The following is an 8,915-nucleotide window of genomic DNA, read 5'->3' on the forward strand; positions in this document are numbered from 1 at the left end:
CACAGTGAGCTCTTGCAGCTCAGGGTAGTCCACCAGGTCGCGCAGCAGTTGACGTTGGTCGCAATAGCTCTCGATCGCCCGGCGGTATTCCATGCGGCGCTGATCCTTTTCCTGCTGCTTGCGAGCCTTGGCGTTGGGTTGGTACGTACCGTCGAAGTCACGAGCCATTGCCTGTCTCCCAGATAGGGTGCGGAGGCTTCAGACTGGCAATGGAGGTTGACGTTTTGGCTGTGAAATGGTGACAAAACAGTGAAATCTGCCTTGCCGGGCCATTGATCAGTCGTCGGTAGCCTTGATCGACTTGGGCGACAAACGCAGGCTGCGCAAGCTGCGCTTCACGCTCTTCAGGTGGTTGACCAGGCTCGGCCCGCGCGCCATGGCCACGCCCATGGCCAGCACGTCGATTACCACAAGGTGGGCGATACGCGAGGTCAGCGGGGTATAGATTTCGGTGTCCTCGTGCACGTCGATTGCCAGGTTGACGGTCGACAGCTCGGCTAGAGGCGTCTGGCTGGGGCACAGGGTGATCAGGTTGGCGCCACTCTCACGTACCAGGTTGGCAGTGATCAACAGGTCCTTGGACCGCCCCGACTGGGAAATGCACACCGCTACATCGCCCGGTTTCAGGGTAACCGCCGACATCGCCTGCATGTGCGGGTCGGAGTACGCTGCCGCGCTGAGCAGCAAGCGGAAGAACTTGTGCTGGGCGTCGGCCGCCACCGCACCCGATGCGCCAAAACCATAGAATTCCACACGCTGTGCCTGGGCCATGGCACTCACCGCCAACTGCAGCGCCTGCGGGTCGAGGTGCTCGCGCACCTCCATCAGGGTGTGCAGGGTGGTGTCGAAAATCTTCAGGCTGTAGTCGGCGACCGAGTCGTCTTCATGGATGGCGAACTGGCCGAAACTGGCCCCGGCGGCCAGGCTTTGCGCCAGCTTCAGCTTGAGGTCCTGGAAGCCCGAGCAACCGATAGCCCGGCAGAAACGCACGATGGTCGGCTCGCTGATACCCACGTGGTGCGCCAGGTCGGCCATCGAGCTGTGCATGACGGCAGCCGGGTCCAGCAGCACGTGGTCGGCCACTTTCAGTTCCGATTTGCGCAGCAGGTGGCGCGATTGGGCGATATGTTGCAACAGATTCACGGGCTGGACTCGGTTATGATCGGCTGGCCGGGTTGTAGCTTTCTTGTAGTTATACTACATGGACGCCAACCCGCCCAGTTAAACGAACGTGGAGAGTGGCGGTTTGACTATTCCTTGCGACATTCTGGTCTTCGGCGGCACCGGCGATCTGGCCCTGCACAAACTGCTCCCGGCGCTCTACCACCTGTTTCGCGAGGCCCGTCTTGACCCTGCCGTACGCATCATCGCGCTGGCTCGGCGCAACCTGCCACGCAACGACTACCTGAAGCTGGCCGAGCGCCACTGCCGGGCGCAGATCGCCCGCAGTAACTTTGAAGAAGACGTCTGGCAACGGTTTTCCGCACGGCTCGACTATTTCCCCATGGATGCTTCGCAAAGTGCCGACTTCGGGCGCCTGGCACGCTACCTGGGCGAGCCCGGCGGGCTTACGCGCATCTTCTACCTTGCCACCGCCCCGAACTTGTTCGTCCCTATAGCCAACCACCTGCGTAACGCCGGCCTGGCCGATGCCGAGGCGCGCATCGTGCTGGAAAAGCCGATCGGCCACTCGCTTGAATCTGCCACTGCCATCAACGAAGCGATTGGCGCAGTATTCGAAGAAAATCAGGTGTTCCGCATCGATCATTACCTGGGCAAGGAGACCGTACAGAACCTGATGGCGCTGCGCTTTGCCAACGCCTTGCTGGAGCCGGTGTGGCGCAACAACCAGGTCGATCATGTGCAGATCAGCGTCTGCGAAACGCTCGGTGTAGAGAACCGCGGCGGCTACTACGACCGCGCCGGGGCGATCCGCGACATGCTGCAGAACCACCTGCTGCAGCTGCTGTGCCTGGTGGCCATGGAGCCACCCTCACAGTTCGAGGCCGAAGCGGTACGCGATGAAAAAGTAAAGATATTGCGGGCGCTCAAGCCGATCACTGGCCAGGACGTGCAGGACAAGACCGTGCGCGGCCAGTACGGCGCCGGGCGCATCGGTGGCCAGGAAGTGCCGGCGTATTACTTCGAAAAGGATGTCGACAACGACAGCGACACCGAAACCTTCGTCGCCGTCGAAGCGCACATCGACAACTGGCGCTGGGCGGGTGTGCCTTTCTACTTGCGCACCGGCAAGCGTATGGCGCGACGCTCGTCGCAAATCGTCATCCAGTTCAAGCCTGTGCCCCATGAACTGTTCAGCGGGGCACAGGTCAACCAGCTGCTGATCCAGCTGCAACCGGACGAACGCATCAGCCTGCGCATGATGACCAAAAGCCCAGGCAAGGGCATGCGCCTGGAGCCGGTGGACCTGGACCTGAACCTGGCCCAGGTGTTCAGCCAGACCCGTCGCTGGGAAGCCTACGAACGCCTGCTGCTGGATGTGCTGGATGGGGATTCGACACTGTTCATGCGTCGCGATGAAGTGGAGGCCGCCTGGGCCTGGGTCGATCCCATTATCAAGGGCTGGGAAGAACATTTCCAACCTCCACGTAACTATGGCGCGGGAAACAACGGACCTGAACAGGCCAGCGCGCTGCTCGCCCATCAAGGCAGACACTGGTACAGCTGAACCCTTTCTGACTGCATGGCCTTGGGTTACGCGCGCAATCATGTGCTCACGCGATATTCCGTCGCGCTAACCTGGAGAATGAGCAACATGTCTATCGAAACGAATGGTTGGGTAGCACAGCAGGACAGGATGCCGGGAAATGCAAATTTCCGTGTCTATGGCAATGTCATGGTCGGCCACCCCGGCATCAGTCCGCGACTGAGCATACGCAAGTTGCAGGACAAGTCTCACGCGCTGGCACTTGAGCTGACGCAGGAGACCGAGGGAGGTATCTACCCTCAGGTAGTTACCGAAAAGCCGGTGAGCTTCCGGATGCCGGGGGATCACAGCGCTATTCCGAAAGTGGACATCTTCCATGACGACAAGCTGATTGCCAGCATCACCGAGATCATGATCACAGACTGATCAGCTTTCCGCTAAAACAGCTTGGCCGACAATGTCCTGACTGCAATATTGTCAAAACCATTACAGCTCAGGACATCTGACCAGAAGTTCGGCCCCGTCCCACGCTCGTGGCACCCTGGCGATGAATGGTGCGAACCAGGTGAATATTCATACAGTAGGCGTTTGCCCGTTCCTGCGCGGCACCCTAGAATGGCCCGATGCGCACAGACGACCTCTCCTTCCTGCTGAATTCCCTCAACGATGCCCAACGCCAGGCCGTAGCGGCCACGCTCGGGCGTCAACTGGTGCTTGCCGGCGCCGGTTCCGGTAAAACCCGCGTGCTGGTGCACCGCATCGCCTGGCTTATCCAGGTGGAGCAGGCATCGCCGCACTCGATCCTGTCGGTGACGTTCACCAACAAGGCTGCGGCAGAAATGCGCCAGCGGATCGAGCAGCTGCTGGGGATCAACCCGGCGGGCATGTGGGTCGGGACCTTCCACGGCCTTGCCCATCGCCTGCTGCGGGCCCATTGGCAAGAAGCGCGACTGGTACAGAACTTCCAGATCCTCGACAGCGACGACCAGCAGCGCCTGATCAAACGGGTAATGCGCGAGTTGGGCCTGGACGAGCAGAAATGGCCGGCACGCCAGGCCCAGTGGTTTATCAACGGGCAGAAGGACGAGGGCCTGCGCCCGCAACATATCCAGGCCGGGGGCGACCTGTTCCTGTCCACCATGCGCGACGTGTATACCGCCTACGAGCAGGCCTGCGAGCGCGCCGGGGTCATCGACTTTTCCGAGCTGCTGCTGCGCGCCCTGGACCTGTGGCGCGACCACCCGGGCCTGCTGGAGCATTACCAGCGGCGCTTCCGCCACGTACTGGTGGACGAGTTCCAGGACACCAACGCGGTGCAATACGCCTGGCTGCGCCTGCTGGCGCGCGGTGGCGACAGCCTGATGGCGGTGGGCGACGACGACCAGTCGATCTACGGCTGGCGCGGCGCCAAGATCGAGAACATCCACCAGTACACCGCCGATTTCCCGGACGCCGAAATGATTCGCCTGGAGCAGAACTACCGCTCCACCGGTGGCATCCTCAAGGCGGCCAACGCCCTGATCGCGAACAACAGCGGGCGCCTGGGCAAGGAGCTGTGGACCGACATGGGCGAAGGCGAACCGCTGACCCTGTACGCGGCCTACAACGAGCACGACGAAGCGCGCTACGTGGTGGAAACCATCGAAAGCCTGGTCAAGCAAGGCAATGCGCGGAACGAAATCGCCATCCTGTACCGTTCCAACGCCCAGTCGCGGGTACTGGAAGAAGCCCTGCTGCGCGAACGGATCCCGTACCGCATCTATGGTGGCCAGCGCTTCTTCGAACGCGCCGAGATCAAGAACGCCATGGCGTACCTGCGGCTGATCGAAGGCCGAGGCAACGATGCCGCCCTGGAGCGGGTGATAAACGTACCGCCGCGCGGTATTGGCGAAAAAACCGTCGAAGCCATTCGCGAGCACGCCCGCCACAGCCAGCTGTCGATGTGGCAGGCGATGTGCCAGCTGATCGCCGGCAAAGCCCTGAAAGGCCGCGCAGCCAGTGCCCTGGGGGCGTTCATCGAGTTGATCGAAGGGTTGGCAGCCAAGGTCGTGGACATGCCGCTGCATACCATGACCCAGACCACCATCGAGCAGTCAGGGCTGATCACTTATCACCAGGAAGAAAAGGGTGAAAAGGGCCAGGCACGGGTAGAAAACCTTGAGGAACTGGTGAGCGCGGCGCGCAACTTCGAATCCACCGACGAAGACGCCGAGCTCTCGCCACTGTCGGCCTTCCTCGGCCATGCCTCGCTCGAAGCCGGCGATACCCAGGCCGACGAACATGAAGACAGCATCCAGCTGATGACCTTGCACAGCGCCAAGGGCCTGGAGTTCCCGTATGTGTTCCTGGTGGGCATGGAAGAAGGCCTGTTCCCGCACAAGATGAGCCTGGAAGAACCCGGCCGCCTGGAAGAGGAACGCCGCCTGGCCTACGTGGGCATCACCCGCGCCATGCGCCAGCTGGTCATGACCTACGCTGAAACTCGTCGCCTGTATGGCAGCGAAACCTACAACAAGGTGTCGCGTTTCGTACGCGAAATTCCGCCGGGGCTGGTGCAGGAAGTGCGCCTGTCCAATAGCGTCAGCCGTCCGTTCGGCGGGGTGAAGACCGCCACCAACAGTAACCTGTTTGCCAATGCGAGCATCCCGCAGACCGCATTCAGCCTTGGCCAGCGTGTGCAGCATGCGGTGTTTGGCGAAGGTGTGATCCTGAACTTCGAGGGGTCCGGCGCCCAGGCGCGGGTCCAGGTGAATTTTGCCGAAGGCAGCAAATGGCTGATGTTGGGGTATGCCAAGCTCGAGGCCTTGTAACACTTGGGCAAAGCTTAGGCAAAAGCTCGAAACATTATGTCGCTGGTCATGTGCACGGGAACCTGTGCAACATGACGCGCGTGCAATCCACAACAGGGGATATCCCATTTATGCAACGTTTTCTTAGCATCGCACTGGCGCTCTGCGTCGGCCTGACGCTGAGCCTGGACGCCAACGCCAAGCGCTTCGGCGGTGGCAAGAGCTCGGGCTCCGCGCCTATCCACCAGACCCGCCAGGCTACGCCAACCACGCCTGCCGCCGCACCGACCGCACCTGGCCGTGCACCGGCTGCTGCCAGCGGTGCTTCGCGCTGGCTGGGCCCATTGGCCGGTCTCGCCGCCGGTGGCCTGCTGGCGTCCATGTTCATGGGCGACGGTTTCGAAGGCTTCCAGATCATGGACTTCCTGATCGTGGCGCTCATCGCCTTCCTGGTGTTCCGCTTCATCGCCGCGCGCCGTCGCCAGCAGCAGCCGCAAATGGCCGCGCCAGGCCATGCGCCGATGCAGCGTGAGGCTCACGGCCAGCCTGCCCAGCCGTCGATCTTCGGTGGTTCGGCCGCACCTGCTGCCGCAGCTGCTCCGGTGATCAACGCCCCGGCCTGGTTCAACGAGCAGAGCTTCCTGGCCGCCGCTCGCAACCACTTCCAGTCGCTGCAGCAGCACTGGGATGCCAACGAAATGGACAAGATCGCCGAGTTCGTCACCCCGCAAATGCTCGAGTTCCTCAAGCGCGAGCGCGCTGAGCTGGGTGATGGCTTCCAGGCCACCTACATCGACAACCTCGAAGTGCAACTGGACGGTCTCGACGACCGCGCCGACCGCACCGACGCCACCCTCACCTTCCGTGGCCTGTCGAAAAACTCGCGCTTCGACCAGGGCGAAGTGTTCAGCGAAAGCTGGCACATGGTTCGCGCCCAAGGCGAGAACCAGCCTTGGCTGGTTGCCGGTATCCGTCAGAACGGCTAACCGCTGCGTGCTGCACAAAAAACCCCGGGCCTTGCCCGGGGTTTTTGCTTTTGCCAAAGTGGGCTACTAGGGTATAACGCGCAGCGTTGTCATCTAGGTCAGAGGAAGTGAACCGTGGAAGAAGTGATCGAACAACTCCGTGAAGCCAATGAGCCGGTGCCGGTGCCCCTGGAGCTTCCCGACGAGGACCAGCTGGTAGAGATTGAAGAACAGCTGTTCATCAACATTCCGTTCGTGTTCAAAGAATTTCTGCTGACCGTCAGCGATGTGGTCTACGGCTCCCTGGAGCCGGTCACCGTCACTGATCCGCAGTCGCACACCTACCTGCCAGAGGTGGCCTCCAACGCCTGGGATGCCGGGGTGCCGCGTGATCTTATTCCACTGTGCCAGGACGGCGACAACTACTACTGCGTCGAAGAAGACGGCACCGTGGTGTTGTGGGATGCCGAAGAGGAAATCGCCGGCGAGGAGAGCTGGGAATCGGTGTGGCACTGGGCGCGTGATGTCTGGCTGGAAAGCTGATTAGCACCTGTGAATTGATGCAGCCGGTGCCGGCCCTGTGTGTGTGGGGTTTACCCACCAACAGGGCCGCACTGGAGCTTTCACCCTCAGTGGGTATTCTCGCGGCTGTTCTCCAACGTCTCCAGCAAGGCAATCTGCATGCGCGTATGCACGCGGATAAACCAGCGCCATAGCAACGCCACCACCACCGCAGCAACCACGGCAATCACCAGCAGCAGCTCATTGGTCGGCAGAATGCTCGCCGACAACGCAGACAGCAGCAGGAAGATTACCAGCAGCGACAGCAGCGGGATCACCTCGGCAATTACCCGACGCACGCGCTGGGTATGTCGCCCGGCCATTTCCGGCTTTACGCCCATCTCTGCCAGCAACATCGAAAGCGCCTTGAGCTTGCGGTAGGCGGCAATCAGAAATGGCAACGACAGCAACAGTGCAGCGCCCCATATCACGGCTTTCTGCTGGCTGGCATCGCTGACCCATTCACTGAGCCAGTTGCCGATACGCCCTGCAAAGTAACCACCGCTGAAGAAAATGGCGATGACCAGCGCCAGGTTCACCCCCACTTGCAACAGGATGCGCCGGATCATCGCCGCCAGCATCGCGCTCTCGCCCTGCGGCTGGATGTTGCGCAGCCACTCGCCATACAACGACAGCACCCGTGCCAGGCGGCCGGGTACCACCCTACCGAGCTTCTGCGACAACGGGTCGGCTGCCCGGATCAGGTAGGGCGTCAACAACGTGGTGATGGCCGATACGGCGACGGCCACCGGGTAGAGGAAGTCGCTGGTCACCTGCAAGGTCATGCCCAGCGCGGCGATGATGAAGGAGAACTCGCCGATTTGCGAAAGCCCCATGCCCACGCGCAACGACGTGCGTCCGTCATTGCCGGCGATGAACGCCCCCATGCCACAGGACAGCATCTTGCCCAGTACCACGGCCAGGGTGATGACCACGATCGGCCAGGCGTAATCGACCAGCACCTGGGGGTCGATCATCAGACCGATCGCCACGAAAAATATCGCGCTGAACAGGTCGCGCACAGGTTCGATAAGGCGCTCGATTTTCAGCAACTGGCGCGATTCGGCCATGATGGCGCCGATCAGGAACGCCCCCAGGACCATGCTGTATTCCAGCTTGACCACCAGCAGGCAGAAGCCAAAGCACAGGCCCAGCACGGTAATCAGCAGCATCTCGTTGCTTTCGAACTTGGCCACGTAGGCCAGCAGCCGCGGTATCAGCAGGATGCCGATGACCAGCGCAACGATCATGAACAGCGACAGCTTGCCGACGGTGGAGAACACCTCGCCGGAGCTGACCGTGCCGCTGACGGCAATGCCCGACAACAGGGCGATGATGCCGATACCAAGAATGTCCTCGACGATCAGCACGCCAAAGATCAGTTGGGCAAAGCGCTCGTTCTTCATCTTCAGGTCATTGAGCGCCTTGACGATGATGGTGGTCGAGGAAATGGCCAGGATGGCGCCGAGGAACAGCGAGTCCATGGTGTTCCAGCCGAACCAGCGGCCGATCTCGAAGCCGATCCAGATCATCAGCACGATTTCCAGGAAAGCCGCGATAAACGCCGTTGCACCCACCTTGAACAGCTTGCGCAGGCTGAACTCCAGCCCGAGGCAGAACATCAGGAAGATAACCCCCAGTTCAGCAAGGATCTTGATGGTGTCCTCGTCGTGAATCAGGCCAAACGGAGGGGTATGCGGGCCGATGATGAAGCCGGCGACGATGTAACCCAGCACCACGGGCTGCTTGAGACGGTGAAAGAGGATGGTCACCACGCCCGCGACCAGCATGATGACTGCCAGGTCCTGGATAAAGCTGATGGCATGCATGGCGTGATACTCCTTTTCTCGTCTTTGTCTGGATGCCTGGGCAGACCGCTCCTCTGCCAAGGCAACCCCGAGCGAGCAGCAAGTACACACGGTATTGAATGCG

General features: G+C 61.2%; 8 protein-coding genes. 5 read left to right on the forward strand and 3 right to left on the reverse strand.

Annotated features, from left to right (window positions below; genetic code table 11):
• Together HP547_RS30005 and hexR are read right to left on the reverse strand one after the other, a co-directional pair.
• A partial coding sequence (locus HP547_RS30005; protein ID WP_172287844.1) for a PA3496 family putative envelope integrity protein occupies positions 1-168 on the reverse strand: 168 nt, incomplete at its 3' end.
• Between the two features lie 108 nt (positions 169-276).
• Positions 277-1,143: a transcriptional regulator HexR gene (hexR, locus tag HP547_RS24115; RefSeq protein WP_172287846.1), complete on the reverse strand. Its 867-nt coding sequence runs from the start codon at positions 1,141-1,143 to the stop codon at positions 277-279.
• Between the two features lie 103 nt (positions 1,144-1,246).
• Here hexR and zwf point away from each other — a divergent pair, with 103 nt between their 5' ends.
• The 5 genes from zwf (at position 1,247) to HP547_RS24140 (ending at position 6,965) form a co-directional block, all read left to right on the forward strand.
• Entirely contained in the window at positions 1,247-2,689 is a 1,443-nt protein-coding gene (gene zwf / locus HP547_RS24120; RefSeq protein ID WP_172287849.1) for a glucose-6-phosphate dehydrogenase, read from the forward strand.
• An 87-nt stretch (positions 2,690-2,776) separates the two neighbouring features.
• Positions 2,777-3,094 carry a hypothetical protein gene (locus tag HP547_RS24125; RefSeq protein WP_172224855.1) on the forward strand — a complete coding sequence of 106 codons (318 nt, stop codon included), beginning with the start codon at positions 2,777-2,779 and terminating at the stop codon, positions 3,092-3,094.
• Positions 3,095-3,291: 197 nt separating this feature from the next.
• The gene (uvrD, locus tag HP547_RS24130; RefSeq protein ID WP_172224853.1) at positions 3,292-5,478 is read left to right on the forward strand and encodes a DNA helicase II; all 2,187 of its coding nucleotides are present in this window, start codon (positions 3,292-3,294) and stop codon (positions 5,476-5,478) included.
• A 110-nt stretch (positions 5,479-5,588) separates the two neighbouring features.
• A complete protein-coding gene (locus tag HP547_RS24135) occupies positions 5,589-6,443 on the forward strand; it encodes a Tim44 domain-containing protein (protein ID WP_172224851.1) in 855 nt (284 codons plus the stop codon).
• 114 nt (positions 6,444-6,557) lie between these two features.
• Positions 6,558-6,965 carry an SMI1/KNR4 family protein gene (locus HP547_RS24140; protein WP_172224841.1) on the forward strand — a complete coding sequence of 136 codons (408 nt, stop codon included), beginning with the start codon at positions 6,558-6,560 and terminating at the stop codon, positions 6,963-6,965.
• Positions 6,966-7,051: 86 nt separating this feature from the next.
• Here HP547_RS24140 and HP547_RS24145 read toward each other — a convergent pair whose 3' ends face one another.
• Positions 7,052-8,812, reverse strand: a complete 1,761-nt coding sequence (locus HP547_RS24145) for a cation:proton antiporter (protein ID WP_172224839.1) — start codon at positions 8,810-8,812, stop codon at positions 7,052-7,054.
• Positions 8,813-8,915: the final 103 nt, after the last annotated feature.

The sequence above is a fragment of the Pseudomonas sp. CM27 genome (genome assembly GCF_013179515.1).
In the GTDB taxonomy this organism is placed as follows: domain Bacteria; phylum Pseudomonadota; class Gammaproteobacteria; order Pseudomonadales; family Pseudomonadaceae; genus Aquipseudomonas.